The sequence below is a fragment of the Mesorhizobium sp. M0590 genome, assembly GCF_040320905.1.
Classification (GTDB): Bacteria; Pseudomonadota; Alphaproteobacteria; order Rhizobiales; family Rhizobiaceae; genus Mesorhizobium.
In genome coordinates this window covers 58,469-79,654 of sequence record NZ_JAMYQN010000009.1, presented here as the reverse complement: position 1 = coordinate 79,654, position 21,186 = coordinate 58,469, and the positions used below count along the sequence as shown (strand labels likewise).

Genomic DNA, 21,186 nt, shown 5'->3' with positions numbered 1-21,186 from the left:
CCGAATCATTCCGGGAGGCCATGCGCCGGCCATGTCGGGCCGACCCGTTCCTTGGGGGTACCGGCGCGACGGGAAATCCTGAGCGGTTTCTGAGAAATTTCCGATACTTCATGCAAAACAGGCCAGCTGACCGGCTGGAACTCCTGCCGATACTGCGATCGAGCATGGTTACCGTTTGTCGTCTCTCCGTCATACACCCTGCCTATAGGCGTGCGAAGACCCGCTTCCGAGCAAACCGGAACAGGCGGGCAAGCAGCCAGATTAGGACATGACCAGGACTTGGAATCGCATCGACCCCATCCGTCAGATCGAGTTTGCAAACGCCGTCGCTGTTGAGATCGAGCGCGTGCTGGCGCGGCAAGGCAAGGTTACGAACAGCGATGCGGTCGTTGCAGCGGGCAGGGTCGCCGGCGCCGTTGCCGCCGCCGTCGCTTTGCTTGCGCCGACCGACATCAGTGCGATCGACACCATGCAGGAAAGATTACCCGGCATGGCGTCGCGTTTCGTGCGGATATTGGCAGCCGAAGCTGCGGAACGCCGTGCCCGGACGCATCTGTCGACGGCGCACGAAGGCCAAGGGGCAGACATCCAACACCTGGCCGGAACGGGCGACCTCGACTCGATGAGGCTCGAGGACTGGGCCGGTCGGGTCGCCGGGTCGACGTTCCTGCAGCAAAATCTCGGCATATCGCGCTCGACCCTGCATCGCTGGCAGCGGAGCGGCACCGTCGTTGCGTTGCGCACCGGTGGCCGCAAACATGTATTTCCCCTGGCCCAGTTCATCGACGGCAGGCCGGCGCCGGGTATCAAGGAAGTGTTATCCGCGATGCCCGATCCACGGCATGCCTGGTCGTGGCTGATCGGCCCCGCGCCCGGCCTCGCCGGACGTATTCCCATTGAAATGCTCAAACGGGATCTGGTGGCAGAAGTCGTTCTTGCCGCACAGAACGCAGCGATGGCGAAGTCGCCTTGATCTCGCTGCCAACGTTAGAAGTCTATTCCAAAAAAAGAACACGTAGAAGGAATGTATGTCGGACTCGTATCGGTTTGCCGGCTAATGGCATAAGTATATTTTTGTACAATTGTGACAGTGTGTCGTTTGTGCCGGGGGCAAATTGTGAAGAAAATATAAAGTGATATTTGTGCAACATGAATTTAGTCTGTTATACAAACATTGATTATTTTTGGAATCGTCATTGAGACTGGAATGCGGATGAGTATGTTCGCCGCCTGAAGAGGGGGTGCGGTGCGCGCCTTTTTCGACGTGGGTGAGGCGTTCAGCCGTTCAACCCATGAATCCAAAGCCATTTTTAACTTTGACTGGAGAGGTCAGAAAATGAATATCAAGAGCCTTCTTCTCGGCTCAGCCGCGGCATTCGTCGCGGTCTCCGGTGCGCGCGCCGCCGACGCTGTTGTGGTCGCCGAGCCGGAACCCGCCGAATACGTCAAGATCTGCGACGTCTACGGCGCTGGCTACTACTACGTCCCCGGCACCGAAATCTGCCTGCGCATCGGCGGCTATGTCCGCTATGACGCCAGCTTCGGCGACGCCGGCCGCGTTTTCGATGGCGCGACGACACATGACCTTATGGACGGTGACGAGCAGCAGACCTGGAACAAGAATGCCCGCTTCAATCTGAAGACGTGGACCGGCCAGGAGACCGAGCTCGGCACGTTGAAGACCTATACCGAGACCCGTTTCAACTTCGGCAACACCAAACACACCGTGAGCGGTGTTGATTTCAGCGTGCAGGACAACAAGGCGGTTACCCTGAACTTCGCCTGGATCCAGCTTGGAGGTTTCCGCGTCGGTAAGGATGAAACTGTCTATGATTCGTTCATCGGTTACGCCGGCAACGTCGTCCAGGACACTATCATTCCTTACGGCACCAAGGACACCAACCTGATCAGTTACTATTTCGATGGCGGTAATGGCTTTACGGCAGTCGCCTCGGTCGAAACGGGCTCCGGCGCTGACCAGTCGATCGACAGCTACGTTCCGTTTGTCGTCGGCGGCGTGAAATACAAGGGCGACTGGGGTGCGATCACTGCGGTCGGCGCCTATAACAGCACGTCGGAAGAATGGGCCGGCAAAGCTCGCCTCGACGTCAAGCCGATTACTGACCTGACCCTGTTCGTGATGGCGGGCTACGGCAGCGACGACAACGTCGCGAAGAACTTCTACAAGCCGTGGACTGGCAACTTTGCCGTCTGGGGCGGCGGCAGCTATGCCGTCAACAAGAAGACGTCTTTGAACGCCCAGGTCTCCTATACCGACGACCAAGACTTCGCCGTTGCGGCCAACGTCGCCTACACCATCGTTCCTGGTTACACGATCACCGCCGAAGTCGATTATTACGACAATTTCGATGCCGACGATGCCGACACAATCGGCGGCATCTTCCGCTTCCAGCGCTCGTTCTGATCAAACGACGATCTCGCAAAAAACGGCCCATAGCGATACGCTACGGGCCGTTTTGGTTTGGCGGCGGATACGTCGCACATCTTGATTTCGCCATCCAACCGGTGACAAGCTCTCGTCATGGAATGGCGCGACGAGGGAATCATTCTCGGCACCCGCAAGCATGGCGAAACCAGCGCCATTCTCGAGGTGATGACGTGCGCGCATGGCCGCCATCTCGGTCTCGTGCGCGGCGGCCGTTCGCGCAAACAGCAGCCTGTCTTGCAGCCCGGCAATCGCGTCGACCTGTTGTGGCGGGCGCGGCTCGACGAGCATCTCGGCACCTTCCAAGTCGAGGCTATCGAGATGAACGCCGCCCGGCTGATGGACAGCGCCGTTGCCGTCTACGGCCTGCAGACGATGGCCGCGCATTTGCGTCTTCTGCCTGAGCGTGACGCCCATGGCGGCCTTTACGAGACGCTTGCGGTGATGATCGCTCATCTCGACGATGCCGATGCCGCCGGCGAGCTGGTGGCCCGCTTCGAGCTGCTGGTACTCGACGAACTCGGTTTCGGCCTCGATCTCAGCCAGTGTGCGGCGACCGGCACCAGGCAGGACCTTGCCTATGTCTCGCCGAAATCCGGCCGCGCCGTGTCGCGGGCGGCGGGCGCGCCGTGGCGCGACAAGATGCTGGCGCTGCCTGCCTTCCTGCAGCGCGGCTCCGGGCTGCGCGCCGATCCGGCGGCGATCGAGGACGCCTTCCGGCTGACCGGCTTCTTTTTGACCCGCCATGTCTACGAACCGCGCGGCATCGAGCCTCCCGGCGCCCGCGCCGGGTTTCTCGCCGCCTTGCGCAGGCATCATTCACCCGGCCATGAATCCGGCAAGGCAAGCGCCGGGGAAACCACCAGATGAGCGAAGTTGAACCTGATCCCGAAAACGTTTCGCCGCTCGGCCTTGGCACCATTTCGCAGGTGGGCGAGGCCCATGCGACGGCCGAGTTCAAAGTGAATTTGACGCGGCCGATCACGCCAAGGACGGGCGAGGTGGTGTGCGACGGCAAAGTGGTGCACAAGGGCCGCACGCTGACGGTTTCGGAAGCGGCGCTGAACGACGCCAACGGCAAGCTGCTGGCTTTCGGCACCGAAACATGCTCGATCTTTCCGGCCAATCTGGCGGCACGTTGAATGGACCGGCCGTTTGGCCGCCGCATTTGAATGTCACTGAACATTGAATGTCAGTGACAACTGGCCTGGTTTGGGGGAACCGCCATGTTTGAAAGCCTGATTGGCCTCGTCGCCATCATCGCGCTGTTCGTCATCATTTCACGCCAGCAGAGCCGCATCGGCCTGATCGAGCGCGAGCTTGGCGCCTTGCGCAGCCTTGTGCTTTCGGGCACGCCCGCGCTGCCGCCGCAAGCCAAGGAACCGGCTGCAAACGACAGCAAACCGGCGGATGCCGCAATCCCGCTTGCGGCTGCAGCCGACATGGCCGTATCGCCACGGCCCGCAGCGGTCGTGTCAGCTACAGAGGCCGATGCCGATACAACGGCGCCGTCCGCGCCGGAGTCGGCGCAACCGGCGGCAGCGGCGAAGGCAGCTCGCCAGTCCGACGTCGAAACGGCGCTCGGTACCCGCTGGGCGGTCTGGGTCGGCGGCATCGCGCTGGCGCTGGGTGGCTTGTTTCTGATCCGCTACACCATCGAGGCCGGCATTTTCGGGCCACGCGTGCGGCTTGTCATGGCGGCGGCACTCGGGCTGGTGCTGGTCGCCGGCGGCGAGTTCATCCGGCGCACCGGCTTCAGGGTGCCGGTGCAAGGCGCTGCCGGTGCCTATATCCCGGCGATCCTGACGGCGGCCGGCGCTTTCATCCTGTTCGGTACCGTCTACGCCGCGTACAGCGTTTACGGCTTCATCGGCCCGACGCTCGCTTTCACGCTGCTCGGCGCCATCGGGGTGGCGACGATCGCGGCAAGCCTGGTCCACGGTCAGGCGCTGGCCGGCGTCGGCCTGCTCGGTGCCATGGTGACGCCGCTGCTGGTCGCCTCGCAGGCGCCCAATCCGTGGGCGCTGTTCGGCTACCTGGCGATCGTGCTCGCCGCCACCTGCGTCATTGCCCGCATCCGCGACTGGAGGCTTTTGATGGCCGCAGCCTTCGTCGCCACGGGCATCTGGACCATCTTCTACATGACCGACGCGCCGGGGGCGAACCTTGCCGTCATCCTCTTTATCGACGGGGTGACACTGGCCGTGCTCGCCTTCGTCTGGCTTGGCCGCCGCGACGAAGCGGTCGCCGGCAGCGGCTTCGACTGGCCGTCGATCGCGCCGGGCTTCTTCGTTGGCCTTTCGGCGCTGGCCCTGTTTGTCGATCCGGCCTTCGCCGCCATCCGCGGTGCATTGCCGGGGGCCGCCCTTGTCGCAGCCCTGGTGGCGGTGGCGCTCTACCGGCCGCGGGCGCTTGCACTGCTGCACGCCGCCGGGCTGGCGACGGTACTGGTCTATTTCGGCATCATTCCGCCGACCACGATCGCTTCCGATTTTTCGGGTGGCACTCTTGGCGTCGACGGCATGCCGGTCGTGGCGTCCGATGCCTTGATGCTCAGGGTCGGCATCGCGCTCGGCCTGGTCTTCATCGGCGCCGGCTTTTGGGCGGCGCGCCGTTTTGCGGCCGCTGGCTGGCTGCGCGCCGCCGCATGGGCGGCCTGGAGCGCTGTCGCGCCACTGGTCATCCTGCTGGCGCTCTGGTCTGCCTTCGGCAATCTCGACCGTGATCTTGCTTATGCGGCGGTCGCAGCCGTTTTGGTCGGCGTCTTCGTCGCCGGCGGCGAATGGATAGCGCGCGGCGAAGCGCCGCCGCTGACCGGCGGCGCTGCCGTCTCCTTCGCGCTCGGCGGCGCGGCGATTGCCGGCCTGCTGATGCTGCACATGGCCTTCGGTTCAGGCTGGACAACCATCCTGCTCGGAGCAGCCGCCGTCGTGCCGGCGCTGGCGACGCGCTGGCGCAGCTATCCGGTGCTTGGCTGGATTTCCGTTGGTGCGGTGATTGCAGTGCTCGGCCGCGCTGCCTTCGACCCGACCATCGTCGGTGCCGAGTTCCTGTCGAAGACGCCGGTGTTCAACTGGCTGCTGCTTGGATATGGCGTGCCGGCGCTCGCCTTCGGCTTTGCCGCCTGGCAGCTTGCCCGAACCACCAACGGCCGACCGCGCCTCGGAATGGAGGCCGGCGCCGCGCTGTTTGCCCTGCTCACCGTCGCCATGCTGGTGCGCCATGCCATGCATGGCGGCGTCATCGATACCGCTGCTGCGACGCTTGCCGAACAGGCGATCTACACGCTGATCGCCATCGGTGGCGGTGCCATCCTGGTCGCCATCGACATGCGCTCGCCAAGTTCGGTGCTGCGCTACGGCTCGATTGCAGCGGGCGTGGTCTCGGTCGCGTTCATCGTCCTCCAGCATTTTCTGGCGCTGAACCCGTTGCTGACGGATGAATCGACCGGCAGCATTCCGGTGTTCAACCTTCTGTTGCTCGCCTACCTCTTGCCGGCAGTCGCGACAGGCGCACTGGCGCTCTATACCCGCGACAAGCGGCCGAAATGGTATGCGGCCATGCTGGCGGTTGTGGCGGCGGTGCTCGCCTTCGCCTATGCGACGCTGTCGGTCAGGAGGCTGTTCAAGGGTGAGTTCATCGGCCTGTGGAGCGGCCTCGGCCAGCTCGAGACCTATACTTATTCGGCGCTCTGGCTGGTCATCGGCGTGGTGCTGCTCACCGCCGGTGTCTGGCTGAGGTCGCAGGTGCTGCGCATTGCGTCGGCGGCGCTGATCTCGGTCGCCGTGCTCAAGGTCTTCGTCTTCGACATGTCGGAGCTGGAAGGTGTGTTGCGGGCGCTGTCCTTCATCGGCCTCGGCGCGGTGCTCATCGGCATTGGCTTGTTTTATCAGCGGCTGCTGACAAGGGCCGCGAGGGAGGCCTAAGGGATCAGGGGAGATCGCTGGAGTCACGGCCTTCCTCAATTTTCCAAGGATGCAGAAAAGGCGCTGTCGCCGAAGCTGCCAATCTCCCCAGTTGTGGGGGAGATGCCCGGCAGGGCAGAGGGGGGCGCGAAGGAACGCGGCCTCAAAGGCGAACAGGGCGAAGCGAATTCGCATTTTTTGCCGGTCGCAACGTATTTTGTTCTTGCTTTGTGCCGGCAGCTATGGTAATAATTTGGGTATGGTGCCAATTGGCTCCAATGACCCGCCCGCCGAGGCGGGTTTTTTGTGTGTGCCGAGCATGATCGACAGCTCGGAGGTGCAAGTCCTCTACCCAGCCTGATGGCGGCGAAGGGTTATCGAAGCACAAGGGCGTCGTCGTGAGGCGGGGTCTGAAGGAAATGTGGAGCAAAACCACGACCCGATGGACAAGAACCGGATATGAGGCCTACCCGGCCGGACGAGCGGGCAACTGACCGCGAAGTCCAAGGTCATCAAGGGCCGGGGTGGTAAATCTGGCGGGTGTGCGGGGAAGGCGGTCGATCTTACCTTGGGAGAGCTGTGCCGTGTCCGGGATTCCGGACTGGGCCCGCCGTGAGGCGCGCCGATCGCGGTGCAGAAGTCAGCAGAGGGCATAATAGTCGCCGGGCTTGCCGCGGAGGCGAAGGCCCGAACGGTTTGGAAGGACGAGTAGGACGGAGTTCTCGCATTGGCCATGCGGCGGAAAATCCAGCTGGAGCTAGCCTTCCCTGAAGCCTGAAGTGGGAGCGGGTGAAGCCCGCAACCGTCTCGGGGCAGGGACCGAAGCCGGTGCGGCGAACGCCGTTTCCGAAAGCCCGGCGGCCATGGCTCCTGCCAAAGCCGCATAACCAGCCGAACCGCCCTGTACGGACCCGTATGCTGGGTAGTGTGGGAGGGGAGGAGCCGCAAGGTTAACCCCATCCCGATTCTGGCTCCTTTTGATCAAATGTTGCGTGATCTGCCGATGGCAATGTCGGCGGGACAGCGCCCTGGACAGCGCCCCCCTCTGTCCTGCCGGACATCTCCCCCACTTGCGGGGAGATCGCTGTTATTACTGCCTTCGCCAATCTTCCAGGGATGCAGAAAAGGCGCTGTCGCCGAAACCGCCAATCTCCCCCCTTGCGGCGGCGGGCCAGAGGGTGTGCGAAGGAACTCGACGGCTCGATTCTGGATCGCTGCGCCTTCCGGCACGTGCCAAGGCGGGATATCGGGTCTTTGTCGCGTCGCTCGCGATGGGAGGGACTCTGTTTGCCTCTCAATCCTGCCGGGAATAAACCTGCCGCTGGCAGCGTTATTCAGATGCTTGGGTGACCGGGGCGGCGGACCGCTTCGCGCTGGCCGCTTGCGCCGCGCCGCGAAGGCGCGTTCAATCACCACGGACAGGGCTCCAGAACCAGCGGTCATGGACGAAAAGAAGGCAGCAATCCTTGGTGAAATACCGCGTCTGCGCCGCTATGCACGCTCGCTGTTGCGCGACCGCGATTCCGCCGACGATCTCGTCCAGGATTGTCTCGAGCGGGCACTTGTGCGGCTCGACAACTGGCAGACAGGAGAAAGCCCCAGGAGGTGGCTGTTTACGATCATGCATCATTTGTTCATCGACCAGATGCGCAAGGTGAACCGGCGCGGCGAGGCAGCGATGCTGCCGCTCGAGGCGAGCGAGGCGCAGGCAGCACCCGCCGAGCAGGTCGAGAGCATCGCCTCGCGCGAGATCGTCGAGGCTCTGCAGGCGATCAGCCCAGACCGGCGCGCGGCCCTTGTGATGGTCGCCATCGAAGGGTTTTCCTATGCCGAAGCCGCCAACATCCTTGGAGTCCCCGCCGGCACTTTGATGTCGCGCATCGCGCGCGGGCGTGAGGAACTGCGCGCGCTGCTGGATGATACCGCGCGCCGCCGATCGATAAGGATCGTCGAGAAATGAGCCGGCGCGATTTCTCCGAACGCGACATTCACATGGCGCTCGATGGCGAGTTGCCGGGCGACGAGCGGACGGCCTATGAGGCATGGCTCGACGCCAATGCCGAGATGAAGGCCAAGAGCGCACGCTACGCCGCCGACCGGGCAGCATTGCGCGCGGCCTTTAACGGCGTGCTGGACGAACCCGTCCCGGTGCGGCTGAATAAAGTGGTGCTCGGCGAGGCGCCAGCGGTCAGAGCGTCGCCGTCGCGCTCGCGTTGGTGGCTTGCGGCCGCCGCTGCCGCCATCCTGGTGATTGGCGGTGCTGGCGGCTATCTTGCCGGCATCGGCGGCCTCGGCCTGGAAAATACGGCCGAGGACCAGCTTGCCGAAGAGGCGATTGCCGCCCACGTCATCTATGCCGCTGAAAAGCGGCATGCTGTGGAAGTGCCGGCAAGCGACAAGGATCATTTGCAGAACTGGCTGTCTAACCAGGTAGGTTTGAAGCTCGTCGCGCCAGATCTGGCGGCGCAGGGATTCCAACTGGTCGGTGGCCGGCTGCTGCCTGCCGGCCAGGGCAAGGCCGCGATGCTGCTTTACGAGGACGACAAGGGCGAGCGCATATCGCTCTTCGTAATCGCCGAATCGGCGGCCAAGGCCAAGGGCACTTATGGGTCGGAGGAAAATGGTCCTGAGGCCGTCTACTGGCTGGACAAGGGTTATGGCTGTGCCGTCGTCGGATCGCTGCCGCGCGAGCAGCTAGCCGCGGTGGCCAAGAGCGCCTATGGCCAGCTTCTGGCGGGCTTGAAAAGCTGAGCAGGATCTCGTTTTTCCGGAGCCGCGCCGATGCCGAAACACGAAGGTCGTTTCAAAGCCTTTGCGCGACCTGCCTGCCTTGAAAACTGTCACAATTCGGCCCTAATCGAGGTGCGATAGCGCTTGCTGAATGCTGGCGCTTCGGCTGGTGTGACCGATGTTTAGACTAGGGCCGTTTCCACAACCCAATCGAGGTTTTCTGAGCCCGCATGCCTGCCGAGATTCGCAAGGCCCGCGCGTCCGACGTCGATGACCTCGCCGCCATCGAAAAAGCCGTTTTCTCGAGCGACCGCATTTCTCGCCGCTCCTTTCGCCAACTGATCGAACGCGACACCGCCGAACTGCTGGTTGGCGAGAACGATGGCCACGTCGCCGGCTATGCGGTCGTGCTGTTTCGCAAGGGCAGCGGCGTCGCACGACTCTATTCGATCGCCGTCGGTCCATTTTTCGGCGGCCGTGGCGTTGGCCGCCTGCTGCTGGAAGAGGCTGAAGCCGCCGCTTTCGAGCATGGCCGCATGATGCTTCGTTTGGAAGTCCGCGAGGACAACCCGCGCGCCATCCAGATCTACGAGCAGAGCGGCTACCGCAAGATCGGTCGTGAACCGGACTACTACGAGGATGGCGCCACGGCGCTGCGCTATGAAAAGACCTTGCGCGGCGACATTCCGGTCGCCACCGAAGTGCCGTTTTATCAGCAGACTTGCGAATTCACCTGCGGACCATGCTGCCTGATGATGGCGATGGCTTACTTCGGCCCCGGCTTCGTGCCGGACCCGGTGATGGAAATCCGGCTGTGGCGTGAGGCGACGACCGTTTTCATGATGTCGGGGCCGGGCGGCTGCGAACCGTTCGGGCTGGCCGTCGCCGGTTATGAGAGCGGGCTTGCTGCTGAGATCTATGTCTCCTTCTACGGCGCGCTGTTCCTGCAGTCGGTGCGCAGCGAGGACAAGCGCCGGGTCATGGAGCTGGCGCAGGTCGACTTTCGCCGCCGCGCGGAACTTTACGGTATCCCGGTGAATTACCGTTCATTCGGGCTTGACGACATTCGCACCGCGATCGCAGAGGGAAAACTGGTGCTGGTCCTGATCAGCGGCTTCCTGATGTTCGGCAAGAAGGTTCCGCACTGGGTATTGGCCATCGGTGACGACGGCGATCATATCCTGATCCACGACCCTTGGGTCGAGGTCGAGCGGCAGGAGACGATCCTCGATGCTGCCAACATTCCCGTGCCTTACGGCATCTTCATGAACATGGCGCAATTCGGCCGCGACGGATTGCGCGCCGCCATCACTCTCGGAAAGCGCGACAGCCAATGACCTGGGTCATCCTTACCGGCCGGCAGAACGATCTCGACCAGGTGGCGACGCCGCACAAGATCATCACCAATCGCGACTACCTTGCCCATCCGGCACTGTTTCGCGGTCAGCGGCCGAAGGTCATCAACCTGTCGAACAATTATGGCTACCAGAGCCGCGGCTATTACGCGTCGCTGCTTGCCGGTTCGCGCGGCCATAAGGTCATCCCGACGGTCGAAACGATGATCGACCTGTCAGAACGCAAGCTCTATGAGCACGCGTTGCCGGAACTCGAACTCGCACTCAACAAGTGCCGCAAGGACCTGGGTGGCGCTTTTCCGCAGAAGGTCTGCATCTTCTTCGGCATCGGACCATCCAGGATCTGGGACCGCTTCGCAAAACTTCTGTTCGACTGGTTCCGTGCCCCGGCTCTCGAGCTCCACATCAGGGACAGCGCCGAATGGGCCTCGATCCGCAAGATTGGCTTCCATCCCCTGGCCAGGATGACCGAGGACGAGGAAACGCACTTTCTCCAGTGCCTGGAGACCTACACCAACCGCGAGTGGCGCGACACCAAGGGCCGCACGCCGGCGCGCTACACTTTCGCAACGCTGGTCGATCCGCATGAGGAACTGCCGCCGTCGGAGATTTCGTCGCTGCGCCACTGGGCCAAGATCGCTGAAAAGATGGGCGTCGAAATCGAGCCGATCACCAAGCGGGATCTGGCCAAGCTCGCCAACTACGACGCGCTGTTCATCCGCGAGACCACTTCGATCTCCAACCACACCTACCGCTTTGCCCGCCGCGCCCAGCAGGAAGGCATGCCGGTCATCGACGATCCGCTGTCGATGATCCGCTGCACCAACAAGGTCTATCTCAACGAGCTGATGACCTACAACAAGGTACCGGTGCCGCCGACGGTGATGATTGCCGGCACCTCGGACCTGGAAGTTGCGGCACAGACGCTGGGCTTCCCGCTGGTGCTGAAGATCCCGGACTCCTCGTTTTCGCGCGGCGTCAAGAAATGCGGCACCTTTGAAGAGTTGAAGACGCTCGCAACCGAATGGCTGGAGGATTCCGACCTCCTGATCGCGCAAAAATTCATTCCGACGGAATATGACTGGCGTGTCGGTGTCCTCGGCGGCCAGCCCTTGTTCGCCGTCCATTATCTGATGGCCAAGAAACATTGGCAGATCGTCAATCATAAGGCCAACGGCAAACCCGACCAGGGCGGCATCAAGACCTTCACCCTGAAGGAAGCACCGGCCCATGTCGTCGAGACGGCGGTGAGCGCGGCGCGCTGCATTGGCGACGGCCTCTACGGCGTCGACCTCAAGGAAACCAGGGACGGCGTCTTCGTCATCGAGGTCAACGACAACCCCAACCTCGACCACGGCTGGGAAGACTCCGGCGAAAAAGACGAGGTCTGGGTGCGGCTGACGCAGTGGTTCCTGGAGCGGCTGGACCGGCCGGGGCGATAATATCCGAACTGAGGGGAAAAAGATGCTGTTCTTCGTAACCGAGGATTTTCGCGGCTGCGACCGCAAGGAGATCTACCGCCGTTTCCGCGACCAGGGCCGCCTGAAGCCGGACGCGCTTCTCGTGCACCACAGCTGGATCGCAGCGGATATGAGCCGCTGCTTCCTGCTGGTGGAGGCCGATGACGTCACGCTCCTGCAGCGGTGGGTCATCGAATGGGCGGATCTGGTCGAATTCGAGATCGTTCCCGTGGCGACGAACAAGGATATGGTGGAGGCATTGAGCGGACATCTCTGACCCGTTGGGAACCTCCTGGTTCGCCACACCTGAATGCCGCCTTCTCCTATCAAGGAATTAACACGCGGATCGAGCGTCATCTCAAGGAGATCTAAGGCGGTTGCCCGCGCTTCCGCGAGACTGTCGCACTTAGCCGGACTGCCGGATCGTCGCGCTCGACTTCAGCAGCCGATTAATGTCCGACGCCTTTGACGGCACCCCGATCAAATAGCCCTGGGCCTCGACACAACCCTCCTTTTGCAGGAATTCAAGCTGCGCTTCGGTCTCGACACCTTCGGCGGTGACGGTGATGCCCAGCTGTGCGCCAAGCCCGATGATGGTGCGCACGATCGCCGCGGTATCGCGACTGTCGATGTCACGGGTGAAAGAGCGATCGATCTTGATCTTGTCGACGGGAAAGCGCCTGAGGTAGCCCAGCGACGAATAGCCGGTGCCGAAATCGTCCAGCGCGATGCGGACGCCCAGATCGCGTAGCTGCCTGAGTGTCTTGAGCACCAGATCGCTCTCGTCCATCAGCACGGTTTCGGTGATTTCCAGTTCAAGCCGGTTGGCCGGCACGCCCGAGAACGCCAGTGCCGAGATAACGCTGCGGGCAAAGGTACCGCTTTTGATCTGCACGGCGGAGACATTGACTGCGATGCGCCAAGCCGCCCAGCCTGCCGCGGTCGTGCAGGCTTTTCGCAGCGCCCATTCTCCAAGCGGCACGATCAGCCCGGTCTCCTCGGCGGCCGGAATGAAGTCGTCCGGCCGTACCAGGCCGCGCACCGGCGAACGCCAGCGCATCAAGGCTTCGGCACCGACGATTTCGCCGGAGGCGATGTTCATGATCGGCTGGAAATCCAGCTCGAATTCCCGGCGCGACAGCGCTGCCCTGAGATCGATTTCGAGCGCCCGGCGTGCCCGCACCATCGCGTCCATGGCTGGTTCGAAGAAGCGGTACAGGTTGCGCCCTTCGCTCTTTGCCCGATAGAGCGCCATATCGGCATTTTTCAGCAAAGTGTCGGCGTCCTTGCCGTCATTCGGAAACAGCGCGATGCCGAGACTGATGCCGACACGCATGTCGTGTCTTTTGTCGCGAAACGGCTTTCCGATGATCTCGACGATGCGTTTGGCCAGCTTTTCCGCGTCGCCCGGGCTTTTGAGATTGAACTGGATGATGACGAATTCGTCGCCGCCGAAGCGGGAGACAACGTCCGTTTCATTGCGCAGGCACCGTTGCAGCCGTTCGGCCACGCATTTCAGCAGCCAGTCGCCGGAAGGATGGCCCCAAGTGTCGTTGACCGCCTTGAAGTGATCGAGGTCGAGCGAGAATATCGCCAGCGATCCGTCTCTCGTCTCACTCAGGGCTTGGTCGAGCCGTTCGCGAAGCATCGAGCGATTGGGCAGGTTGGTCAGTGTGTCGTGGTGCGCAAGATGGGTCATGCGCTCTTCCACGCGCCTGCGCTCGGTGACGTCGTCGAACGTCGCGACCCAGCCGCCGCCGCTCATCGGCCGGCGCGCAACCAGCAGCGTTCTGCCGTCAGCGAGATGGCGATGCGTTACGTGTGTTTTCCCCGCCCGCAGGCAGGCTTCGATTTGCGAGATTTCGTTGTCGGGGTCGAGCTTTGTATAAATGCCCAGTTCCAGCAGCCGCTTGAACGCATCATGGTGACTCATGCCAAGCGGGAAGTCGGCCGGCCTGACATGATAAAGTTCCAGGAAACGTTCGTTGCGCACGATCAGCTTGCCATCCGCATCGTACATCAAAAGGCCTTGCGACATGTTGGCAAGTGCCGCGTCGAAACGGCGGTGCTGCTCCTTCAACTCCTGCTCGGCGCGCCGTTGCTCGGTGATGTCCTCGTAGATCGATACCCAACCGCCTGACGCCAGCGGCCGGTGCGAAATGTTGACGATACGCCCGTCTGCAAGCGTTTCCTCATAGGTGGAAGGTTTTGCCTGGTCGATATAGGGCTTGCGGATGGCATAGAGTTGCTCAGCGCTTTGCGAGGCGATGCCGATATCCACGCTGTGCTGGAGGATGTCGAAAAACCGGATGCCGGGCCGCACCACTTCGGCGTCGAGGCGAAAGATGCTGATGTAGTTCCTGTTGCAGATGATCATCCGTTCATCGGCATCGAACATGCACAGGCCATGCGACATGTTCTCGACCGCTGCCGAAAAACGCTCGTTCTGTTCGCGTAGCTCGTCTTCAATAGGTCGCGGCTGACCGACGCCTTTGGCCCTCCGTCGGCGGACGGACGAACCAGCCTTGATACCGGCAACGGGCATGAGGCAAGCCTATGGACCATGGTTAACCATGGCACTGTTGTCCCTGCCGGTTAATTTACCGTTTTCAGCCGGCTGGAACGGCAGTCTGGCGTCGCGACTTTTCGATCGCCGCAAAGCGTTTGAGAAAGGCATTCTGCGCCCAAGTCACCGAGCGCGGCGTGACGTCGAAGCGCTCGGCGTTGAAGCCGCGCGGCCGCCCGAAGAACTCCGTCGCCTCTGCCGTCGAAAAACCCGCAAGCAGCGTTGCTTCGAAATAAGCGGCGATCTGATCCGCTCGCTTGATCTCCTTGCGCAGTCCCGCGTCGAGTTCGGCCGGCAGTGAAAAGCGCAGATGGATGGCGCGCTGCAGTCTGATCTCGCAATCCCTGTAGCTGCCGCCCATCACGGATTTGAACGGCGAGATCATGTCGCCGATGACATATTCCGGCGCGTCGTGCAGCAGCGCCGCCAACCGCGCGTCGGCGTCGGCATCCGGCATCAGCTCGCCGACAAGCGTTTCGACCAGCAGCGAATGCTGGGCGACCGAAAAGGCGTGCTCGCCTCTGGTCTGGCCGTTCCAGCGTGCGACGCGGGCAAGGCCATGGGCAATATCGGAGATCTCGATGTCGAGCGGCGAGGGATCGAGCAGATCGAGCCGTCGGCCGGACAGCATGCGCTGCCAGGCGCGCGGCGGCGCCCCGGCGCGATCGGCAGCCATCAGGCGTCCTCCGCGCCGATGGCTTCCTGCGGAAAGCTGAATTTCGCCCAGGACGGGATAGCGAGCGACACGGCGACGTCCTCCGCCAGGATCGGCAGGCCGGCGTCGAGCGCTGCCTTGACCCGGTCAATGCGGGCAATGGCAAGGCCTGTCCTGGCCGCGGTCGAGCCAAGCGTGCCGACCGGTCGCCCCTCCACGGTCAACTCTGCGCGCGAAGTGGGCAGGGTGCGTTCGGCCGAGACAATCAACACCCGACGCCTGGCAGTGCCGCGATGCTGCATGCGCGAGACGACCTCCTGGCCGACGTAGCAGCCTTTCTTGAAGCCGACACCGCCGATCTCGTCGAGCAGCACGTCATGCGGAAAAGCGTCGCCGAGTTGGTAGTCCGCACCGCTTTCGGCAATGCCATGGGCGATGCGAAAGGCTTGCCATGCGGCAAGGTCGCCGCCATCTGCGGTGTCATCATAGAAGCGCTTGACGGCAGTATCGACAAACCGCGCATCAGCAAACGGTGCTGATTCAAATTGCGAAGTGGTTGAATCGCTTCCCCATGCGACGGCCACAACCGGCTGATCCAGCTTGGCAATTTCGACTTTGGCGCGCAATTTGTAGAGCGTCAGCCGTCGCATGAAATCATCGGCGGTCTCGGTACGGCATTCAAGTCGGAAAGCATTTTCGTCGGCGCGCGAGATCAGGAAGTCGAAAAGGATCTTGCCTTGCGGCGTTAGCAGCGCGCCGGGCTTTGCTTCGCTGCTGCCGAGCACGTCGAGGTCGGTGGTCAGGATGTTCTGTAAAAAGTGCTCGGCATCCGGCCCGGACACGGAAACGAGTGCGCGATCTCTGAGCGAGGCAAAGGGCATGGTGGGAAAACGAGCCTGATCTTGCAAAACTATCGGCCATTACGTAAGCCGCTGGCACTTCCCCCGCAAGAGACCGGATCCGTATGGCCCTCATCTACGATCTCATCCTGACAGGCGGCACCGTGGTCAATCACGACGGCCAGGGTTTTCGCGACGTCGGCATCAATGGTGGGCGCATCGCTGCCATCGGCGACCTCCGCCAAGCGTCGGCCGGTGAGACGATCGAGTGCCGTGGGCTGCACATCCTGCCGGGCGTCGTCGACAGCCAGGTGCATTTCCGCGAGCCGGGCCTGGAGCACAAGGAAGATCTGGAGACGGGCTCGCGGGCAGCGGTGCTCGGCGGCGTCACCGCCGTCTTCGAGATGCCGAACACCAATCCGCTGACCACCAGTGAGGCAACCCTTGCCGACAAGGTACGGCGTGCCACCGGCCGCATGCATTGCGACTTTGCCTTCTGGGTCGGCGGGACCCGCGACAATGCAAAAGACGCTGGCGATCTCGAGCGGCTGCCTGGTGCGGCCGGCATAAAAGTTTTCATGGGCTCGTCCACCGGCGACCTGCTGGTCGAGGACGACGAAGGCGTTGCCTCGATCCTGAGGAACACACGCCGCCGCGCCGCCTTTCACTCCGAGGACGAGTTCCGGCTGCGCGAGCGGCTTGGCGAGCGCATCGCCGGCGATCCGTCCTCACATCCGGTGTGGCGCGACGAGATCGCTGCGTTGCGCTGCACGGAGCGCCTTGTGCGAATCGCGCGCCAGGTCCGCGCCCGGATCCATGTGCTGCACATCTCGACCGCCGAGGAGATAGGCTTCCTCGAACAGCACAAGGATGTCGCGACCTGCGAGGCGACGCCGCATCATCTGACGCTGAGCGCCGATGATTATGCGCAGTTGGGCACCCTGATCCAGATGAACCCGCCGGTGCGCGCCACGCGCCATCGCGACGGGGTCTGGTACGGCGTTGCGCAAGGCATCGTTGATGTGCTCGGCTCCGACCATGCGCCGCACACGCTGGCCGAGAAGGCAAAGCCTTATCCGGCGTCGCCGTCCGGCATGACCGGGGTGCAGACTTTGGTGCCGATCATGTTGGATCATGTCAACGCCGGCCGGCTGACGTTGCAGCGCTTTGTCGACCTGACCAGCCACGGCCCGCAGCGTATTTTTGGCATCGCCAGGAAAGGCCGTATTGCCGCCGGCTACGATGCCGATCTGACCATCGTCGATCTGAAGCGCCGCGAGACCATCGCCAACGCCCAGCAAGGCTCCAAGGTCGGCTGGACGCCTTATGACGGCAGGCAGGTGACCGGCTGGCCGGTCGGCACCATCGTTCGCGGCCGGCGCGTGATGTGGGAAGGCGAGATCGTCGCGCCGGGCCAGGGTAGGGCGGTGGAGTTTTCCGAGGCGTTGGCGGGCTAAGCTCCTGTCTCCAAGAGACCATGCTTAGCCACTCAATCGCCGGCGACGAAGAACGTCCATTGTCCGGTCGGCGTGATGCCGACGCGGTAGAAAATGTAGGCACCGAACTGCTTCATGTCGTCATAGTCGCTGGCGGTGACGATCTTGAACAGCTCGACCCGCTGCCTGGCATCGAGCTTGTCCAGTGGCAGGGCGAAGAAATAGGGCCAGACATAGAGATCCTGCGGCGTGCCGGCATCGACATGGACAAAACCGGCATTGAGCACCTCTTCCAGGATGGCGAGGATCTCCTGGCCTTCCGTGTCGCCGGAAAGGCCTTTCAGGAAGGCGATCGGGTCGCCCTCCATGTCGCCCAGCGACAATTGGGTCATCATGTCTCCCGTGCCGATCAGCGGCCGAAGCTTTTCGATGTCGCCGCTTTTGCACGCCTCGACGATCAGATCGTGCATGCGCCTGACCGGTTCCGGCAACTTGGCGAGGTCGTAGACGACTTCGGGCACAGGCGCGTCGGGATCGACATGCGGATTGGCCACGCCGCCATCATTGGCCGGCCCTTTCGGTTCGGTTTGTTCCGGCTCGTCGGATGGCGTCGGCTGGCTGGCCGGTGGTGGCGTCGTGCCGAGCGGGCCGGGCATCGGCACGGTACTTCCAGGCGGCGACATGTCACCGTCGGGCGGCGGCGTGACCGGCGAAGGCAGGTCTTCGCGCTTGATCTCGCTGAGGGCGTGAGCGGGACTGCTCGCAAGAAACAGTGCAAGGGGAATCGTGGCGCAGGAAACAGTAAGCCAAATGCTGAGGACCAGGCCGCGCGGCTTGCCTGATATCGAAAAATTCACCGCCTGCTACTCCCTGGTTCCAGCCCATCCATGTGCCCGGACATGATGTCCGGCGGCGCGCCGTCGTCAAAGAACCGGGGTCAGTGCCGCAGTCTTTCGGGCTCGAAGGCCCCGGCAATCACCTTTTCACGCATGCGATCGAGCAGGGCAAGCGCCGAGGTCTCGCCATTGGTGCGCAGCATTTCGCCGAATGCCGTTTCGAGGGCTGCCTCGGCGATGATTTCCGGCTCGATCCCGGCCGACAATCCTTCTGCCCAGGCTTCGCTGTGGCTTTCCACGGCGGTCAGGCGCTTTTCTTCCCTGACCAGCGCGTCGATGTCGTTGACGCCATGTTCCATTGCGATTTCCACCCTTTCAAGCGGTGATCCGTTGGACAGGGATCAAGCTTGAGTTGTCCCTTTTACACGCAGGCGCAGTAAGTATTTGTAAATACGACATTTTTTTGGTCGTCTTCTACAAATTCCGTCGCGTCCAGCAAACCTGCGTCCGATCCGATTCAAACTTAGCCGATTAGGCCGGCCAAGGGGACGGAAACCTTCAGTTTGAGTTAATTTCACATTCGCGCGCTAACGTTTCGTTAACATAGTTGCAAAAGTGCAACATCAGGTTTGCACCAAGACCTCACCCGAGGCAAGCGGAGAAGTGTCGAACGCGTCCGCCGCCACAGCGCCGGCGGTTGATGCCGGTTTGCCGGAACGGCAGCTGCCGTCGTCAGTTTCCGTAGCGCGAAGCGATGTCGCGAGACAGCGTCTCGCCTTCCTTCATGTAGCGGCTGATGGCTTCCGTCGCCGAGGCGGTGCATTGCGTATAAGTACCGCCGAACGACCGGTAGCCGCGGTTGAAGCTGGCGATGAAGCGGGCGCGCCGCTCCGGGTTCGGATTTTCCGATGCGATCAGTTTTTCCATCTCGGCTCGCCACCGATCGCCCTTCTCGCCACACAGATTACGCAGGAAATGCAGCGAGCCGAGCACTTCCGCCAGCCGCATCAGCCCGGGCTCGAACGGTGCTTCGGCGGCAATCGCCGGGCGCGCACCGACAACCACACTGACGGCGAGGCATGCGGCGAGAAACGAAGACGTGCGGCTCATGAGTCCTTGTGCTGAAACAATTTGTCGCCTGCAAGGCGATTCTCTGGCTCAGGTCCCGCCGTCTTTGTTGGGACCGAGTAGATCGTCCGCAATTTCAAACACCGCATCGGCGAGCGGCATCGCTGTCATTTCGGCCAGCGTATAGAAAGCCGCGGTCTCGGCGTCGTCGCTGGCCACCGCCTCGCCGCCAGCATAATCGGCCCCAAACACCGTCAGCCAGTAGTCGACCGGATGCCCGTCGCCGCTGCCGTCGATGTGGATTTCCCGCAGCGGCCGATAGCTGCGCGCCTGCAATCCGGTCTCTTCCAGCAATTCGCGCCGTGCTGCCTGTTCCAGCGTCTCGCCGGCTTCGACCTTGCCGCCGGGAAAGGCATGGAGGCCTTGCGAGGGCGGCCTGGCCCGCTTGACCAGCAGCACCGTGTTCTCGCGCACGACGCAGACCGAGACTGCCGGAATGATCTTGCGTGCTTCCATGGGCTTCGGATCGCTCGATTGGCATAGCCCGTTGTGGACCGGCCGTCGGCGAACAGCTTTAGCGGTTGCGAAAGGCGGGTTCCATGGCCACTTTCACATGCCACCAATTCGAGAGCTGAATTCATGTGCGGACGCTTTGCCTTGACCGCCACTCCGGACCAGACCGCCGCCTTTCTCAGCCTGGCGGAACTTGAGGAGTTTCCGGCCCGCTACAACATCGCGCCGACGCAGCCGGTGCTGATGGCGCTCGCCGGATTGCCGCAGGCGCCGGGCTCGAACCTGCCCGACCGCCGCTCGATGCTGGTGCGCTGGGGCCTGATCCCGGCCTGGGTCAAGGATACGCGTAACTTCCCGCTGCTGTTCAACGCGCGTTCTGAGGGGGCTTCGGAAAAGGCGTCGTTTCGCGCTGCCATGCGCCATCGCCGCGCCCTGGTACCGGCTTCGGGATTCTACGAATGGCACCAAACCGGTGGCAGAAGAGGGCAGCCCTATTGGGTGCGGCCAAGGCGTGGCGGGCTTGTCGCCTTCGCCGGGCTGATTGAGACCTATGCCGAGCCGGGCGGCTCGGAAATGGACACCGGCGCCATTCTGACCGCCCACGCCAATGCCGATACTGCCCATATCCACGACCGCATCCCGGTGGTGATCCATCCCGAAGATTTCGCGCGCTGGCTGGATTGCAGCACGCTCGAGCCGCGCGATGTGGCCCATCTGCTGAGACCCGCCCAGCCCGATTTCTTCGAAGCGATCCCGGTTTCCGACCTCGTCAACAAGGTCGCCAATACCGGGCCGGAGATTCAGGAGAAGGGCGTCGTCGAGCCTGAGCCTAAGAAGGTCAGGCGCCAGAAGTCCGGCGCGAACGACAGTCAGATGAATTTATTTTAGCAAAAGCTACTATTGCTGGGTGCGCCGTGAGCGCCTCAACCTTCCCGACGGCATTCTCAGGCAGCGCGCGGCGAAACGATCTTCTGCGCCGGCTTCTTCTTCTTCGCGGTGTGCAGAAGAGCTGCGACGATTGCTGCCGGGCCGATCGCCCGGTAGTGGCTGGCGAGCGCCGGTTGCTTGGCGCGGTTGGATTCTTGCTTAGGCATTGTTCTCTTCCCTGGTAACGTCTTCGTGTCTGCGTTTGCTGGCCGAATCCGACCAAATCGTGACGCTTGCTGATCTAGCCGGCGAATGTTTCATCACAGTGCCGACCTGTTTAATAAAATGTTTCAGTGGCTCAATTCCTGTGAGCCAACGATATTTTTGGCGAAGGTAGCGACTTGACGGCAACACCGGGCAAGGCGATAAAGCCGGCCATGAAAACGTCTTTCGCCATTTGTGGCATTTGCATTATCGGCTAGCCTCGCGCTGGTCCTGGACGTTTTCGCC

The 21,186-nt window shown here is 62.4% G+C and carries 20 protein-coding genes; 12 read left to right on the top strand and 8 right to left on the bottom strand.

Going from position 1 to position 21,186, the window contains the following annotated elements:
• The first annotated feature begins 268 nt into the window (after positions 1-268).
• From NKI52_RS16685 to NKI52_RS16640, 10 genes are all read left to right on the top strand, one after another.
• Positions 269-973 carry an antitoxin Xre/MbcA/ParS-like domain-containing protein gene (locus tag NKI52_RS16685; RefSeq protein ID WP_352454374.1) on the top strand — a complete coding sequence of 235 codons (705 nt, stop codon included), beginning with the start codon at positions 269-271 and terminating at the stop codon, positions 971-973.
• 363 nt (positions 974-1,336) lie between these two features.
• Positions 1,337-2,425: a porin gene (locus NKI52_RS16680; protein WP_352698658.1), complete on the top strand. Its 1,089-nt coding sequence runs from the start codon at positions 1,337-1,339 to the stop codon at positions 2,423-2,425.
• 117 nt (positions 2,426-2,542) lie between these two features.
• Positions 2,543-3,316 (top strand): DNA repair protein RecO, encoded by a 774-nt coding sequence (gene recO, locus NKI52_RS16675; RefSeq protein ID WP_352698656.1) that lies wholly within the window; start codon positions 2,543-2,545, stop codon positions 3,314-3,316.
• Positions 3,313-3,588, top strand: coding sequence for a PaaI family thioesterase (locus NKI52_RS16670; RefSeq protein WP_352698654.1), 276 nt, complete (start codon positions 3,313-3,315; stop codon positions 3,586-3,588). The genes recO and NKI52_RS16670 overlap by 4 nt, the downstream gene beginning before the upstream one ends.
• An 84-nt stretch (positions 3,589-3,672) precedes the next feature.
• The gene (locus NKI52_RS16665; protein ID WP_352698652.1) at positions 3,673-6,372 is read left to right on the top strand and encodes a DUF2339 domain-containing protein; all 2,700 of its coding nucleotides are present in this window, start codon (positions 3,673-3,675) and stop codon (positions 6,370-6,372) included.
• Positions 6,373-7,792: 1,420 nt separating this feature from the next.
• Complete coding sequence (locus tag NKI52_RS16660) at positions 7,793-8,311, top strand: sigma-70 family RNA polymerase sigma factor (protein ID WP_352622556.1); 519 nt, start codon at positions 7,793-7,795, stop codon at positions 8,309-8,311.
• Complete coding sequence (locus NKI52_RS16655) at positions 8,308-9,102, top strand: anti-sigma factor family protein (RefSeq protein ID WP_352637867.1); 795 nt, start codon at positions 8,308-8,310, stop codon at positions 9,100-9,102. Before NKI52_RS16660 ends, NKI52_RS16655 begins: the two co-directional genes overlap by 4 nt.
• Before the next feature lie 209 nt (positions 9,103-9,311).
• Positions 9,312-10,418: a peptidase C39 family protein gene (locus NKI52_RS16650; protein ID WP_352637868.1), complete on the top strand. Its 1,107-nt coding sequence runs from the start codon at positions 9,312-9,314 to the stop codon at positions 10,416-10,418.
• On the top strand, positions 10,415-11,878 hold the full coding sequence (locus NKI52_RS16645) for a RimK family ATP-grasp domain-containing protein (protein WP_352448993.1): 1,464 nt from the start codon (positions 10,415-10,417) through the stop codon (positions 11,876-11,878). The genes NKI52_RS16650 and NKI52_RS16645 overlap by 4 nt, the downstream gene beginning before the upstream one ends.
• Before the next feature lie 22 nt (positions 11,879-11,900).
• Entirely contained in the window at positions 11,901-12,173 is a 273-nt protein-coding gene (locus NKI52_RS16640) for a DUF3303 domain-containing protein (RefSeq protein WP_023719871.1), read from the top strand.
• A 129-nt stretch (positions 12,174-12,302) separates the two neighbouring features.
• Here NKI52_RS16640 and NKI52_RS16635 read toward each other — a convergent pair whose 3' ends face one another.
• The 3 genes from NKI52_RS16635 to ygfZ all read right to left on the bottom strand — a co-directional run bounded on the left by NKI52_RS16635 (position 12,303) and on the right by ygfZ (position 15,998).
• The gene (locus NKI52_RS16635; protein ID WP_352698650.1) at positions 12,303-14,441 is read right to left on the bottom strand and encodes a putative bifunctional diguanylate cyclase/phosphodiesterase; all 2,139 of its coding nucleotides are present in this window, start codon (positions 14,439-14,441) and stop codon (positions 12,303-12,305) included.
• 64 nt (positions 14,442-14,505) lie between these two features.
• Positions 14,506-15,138, bottom strand: coding sequence for a YfbR-like 5'-deoxynucleotidase (locus tag NKI52_RS16630; protein WP_023719870.1), 633 nt, complete (start codon positions 15,136-15,138; stop codon positions 14,506-14,508).
• Positions 15,138-15,998, bottom strand: a complete 861-nt coding sequence (ygfZ, locus tag NKI52_RS16625; RefSeq protein WP_352698648.1) for a CAF17-like 4Fe-4S cluster assembly/insertion protein YgfZ — start codon at positions 15,996-15,998, stop codon at positions 15,138-15,140. Before ygfZ ends, NKI52_RS16630 begins: the two co-directional genes overlap by 1 nt.
• 83 nt (positions 15,999-16,081) lie before the next feature.
• On the opposite strand from ygfZ, the gene NKI52_RS16620 reads away from it, so the two are divergent.
• The gene (locus NKI52_RS16620; protein WP_352698646.1) at positions 16,082-17,413 is read left to right on the top strand and encodes a dihydroorotase; all 1,332 of its coding nucleotides are present in this window, start codon (positions 16,082-16,084) and stop codon (positions 17,411-17,413) included.
• 32 nt (positions 17,414-17,445) lie between these two features.
• Here NKI52_RS16620 and NKI52_RS16615 read toward each other — a convergent pair whose 3' ends face one another.
• From NKI52_RS16615 to NKI52_RS16600, 4 genes are all read right to left on the bottom strand, one after another.
• Positions 17,446-18,249, bottom strand: a complete 804-nt coding sequence (locus NKI52_RS16615; protein ID WP_352637873.1) for a hypothetical protein — start codon at positions 18,247-18,249, stop codon at positions 17,446-17,448.
• Positions 18,250-18,329: 80 nt separating this feature from the next.
• Positions 18,330-18,587 carry a hypothetical protein gene (locus tag NKI52_RS16610; RefSeq protein WP_023677749.1) on the bottom strand — a complete coding sequence of 86 codons (258 nt, stop codon included), beginning with the start codon at positions 18,585-18,587 and terminating at the stop codon, positions 18,330-18,332.
• Positions 18,588-18,960: 373 nt separating this feature from the next.
• Positions 18,961-19,338: a TIGR02301 family protein gene (locus NKI52_RS16605; protein WP_023677748.1), complete on the bottom strand. Its 378-nt coding sequence runs from the start codon at positions 19,336-19,338 to the stop codon at positions 18,961-18,963.
• A 48-nt stretch (positions 19,339-19,386) separates the two neighbouring features.
• Positions 19,387-19,812: an NUDIX hydrolase gene (locus tag NKI52_RS16600; RefSeq protein ID WP_023677747.1), complete on the bottom strand. Its 426-nt coding sequence runs from the start codon at positions 19,810-19,812 to the stop codon at positions 19,387-19,389.
• Between the two features lie 123 nt (positions 19,813-19,935).
• Here NKI52_RS16600 and NKI52_RS16595 point away from each other — a divergent pair, with 123 nt between their 5' ends.
• A complete protein-coding gene (locus NKI52_RS16595; RefSeq protein ID WP_023677746.1) occupies positions 19,936-20,697 on the top strand; it encodes an SOS response-associated peptidase in 762 nt (253 codons plus the stop codon).
• Positions 20,698-20,753: 56 nt separating this feature from the next.
• Here the strand turns inward: NKI52_RS16595 and NKI52_RS16590 are convergent, their stop codons facing one another.
• Positions 20,754-20,903 carry a hypothetical protein gene (locus NKI52_RS16590; RefSeq protein WP_023677745.1) on the bottom strand — a complete coding sequence of 50 codons (150 nt, stop codon included), beginning with the start codon at positions 20,901-20,903 and terminating at the stop codon, positions 20,754-20,756.
• Positions 20,904-21,186 lie beyond the last annotated feature (283 nt).

Coding starts and splice junctions, on each gene's coding strand:
- NKI52_RS16660 (WP_352622556.1), top strand. CDS start 7,793: ATGGACGAAAAGAAGGCAGCAATCCTTGGTGAAATACCGCGTCTGCGC.
- recO (WP_352698656.1), top strand. CDS start 2,543: ATGGAATGGCGCGACGAGGGAATCATTCTCGGCACCCGCAAGCATGGC.
- NKI52_RS16650 (WP_352637868.1), top strand. CDS start 9,312: ATGCCTGCCGAGATTCGCAAGGCCCGCGCGTCCGACGTCGATGACCTC.
- NKI52_RS16605 (WP_023677748.1), bottom strand. CDS start 19,338: ATGAGCCGCACGTCTTCGTTTCTCGCCGCATGCCTCGCCGTCAGTGTG.
- NKI52_RS16665 (WP_352698652.1), top strand. CDS start 3,673: ATGTTTGAAAGCCTGATTGGCCTCGTCGCCATCATCGCGCTGTTCGTC.
- NKI52_RS16600 (WP_023677747.1), bottom strand. CDS start 19,812: ATGGAAGCACGCAAGATCATTCCGGCAGTCTCGGTCTGCGTCGTGCGC.
- NKI52_RS16685 (WP_352454374.1), top strand. CDS start 269: ATGACCAGGACTTGGAATCGCATCGACCCCATCCGTCAGATCGAGTTT.
- NKI52_RS16655 (WP_352637867.1), top strand. CDS start 8,308: ATGAGCCGGCGCGATTTCTCCGAACGCGACATTCACATGGCGCTCGAT.
- NKI52_RS16635 (WP_352698650.1), bottom strand. CDS start 14,441: ATGCCCGTTGCCGGTATCAAGGCTGGTTCGTCCGTCCGCCGACGGAGG.
- NKI52_RS16620 (WP_352698646.1), top strand. CDS start 16,082: ATGGCCCTCATCTACGATCTCATCCTGACAGGCGGCACCGTGGTCAAT.
- NKI52_RS16640 (WP_023719871.1), top strand. CDS start 11,901: ATGCTGTTCTTCGTAACCGAGGATTTTCGCGGCTGCGACCGCAAGGAG.
- NKI52_RS16670 (WP_352698654.1), top strand. CDS start 3,313: ATGAGCGAAGTTGAACCTGATCCCGAAAACGTTTCGCCGCTCGGCCTT.
- NKI52_RS16610 (WP_023677749.1), bottom strand. CDS start 18,587: ATGGAACATGGCGTCAACGACATCGACGCGCTGGTCAGGGAAGAAAAG.
- NKI52_RS16680 (WP_352698658.1), top strand. CDS start 1,337: ATGAATATCAAGAGCCTTCTTCTCGGCTCAGCCGCGGCATTCGTCGCG.
- NKI52_RS16595 (WP_023677746.1), top strand. CDS start 19,936: ATGTGCGGACGCTTTGCCTTGACCGCCACTCCGGACCAGACCGCCGCC.
- NKI52_RS16590 (WP_023677745.1), bottom strand. CDS start 20,903: ATGCCTAAGCAAGAATCCAACCGCGCCAAGCAACCGGCGCTCGCCAGC.
- NKI52_RS16645 (WP_352448993.1), top strand. CDS start 10,415: ATGACCTGGGTCATCCTTACCGGCCGGCAGAACGATCTCGACCAGGTG.
- ygfZ (WP_352698648.1), bottom strand. CDS start 15,998: ATGCCCTTTGCCTCGCTCAGAGATCGCGCACTCGTTTCCGTGTCCGGG.
- NKI52_RS16630 (WP_023719870.1), bottom strand. CDS start 15,138: ATGGCTGCCGATCGCGCCGGGGCGCCGCCGCGCGCCTGGCAGCGCATG.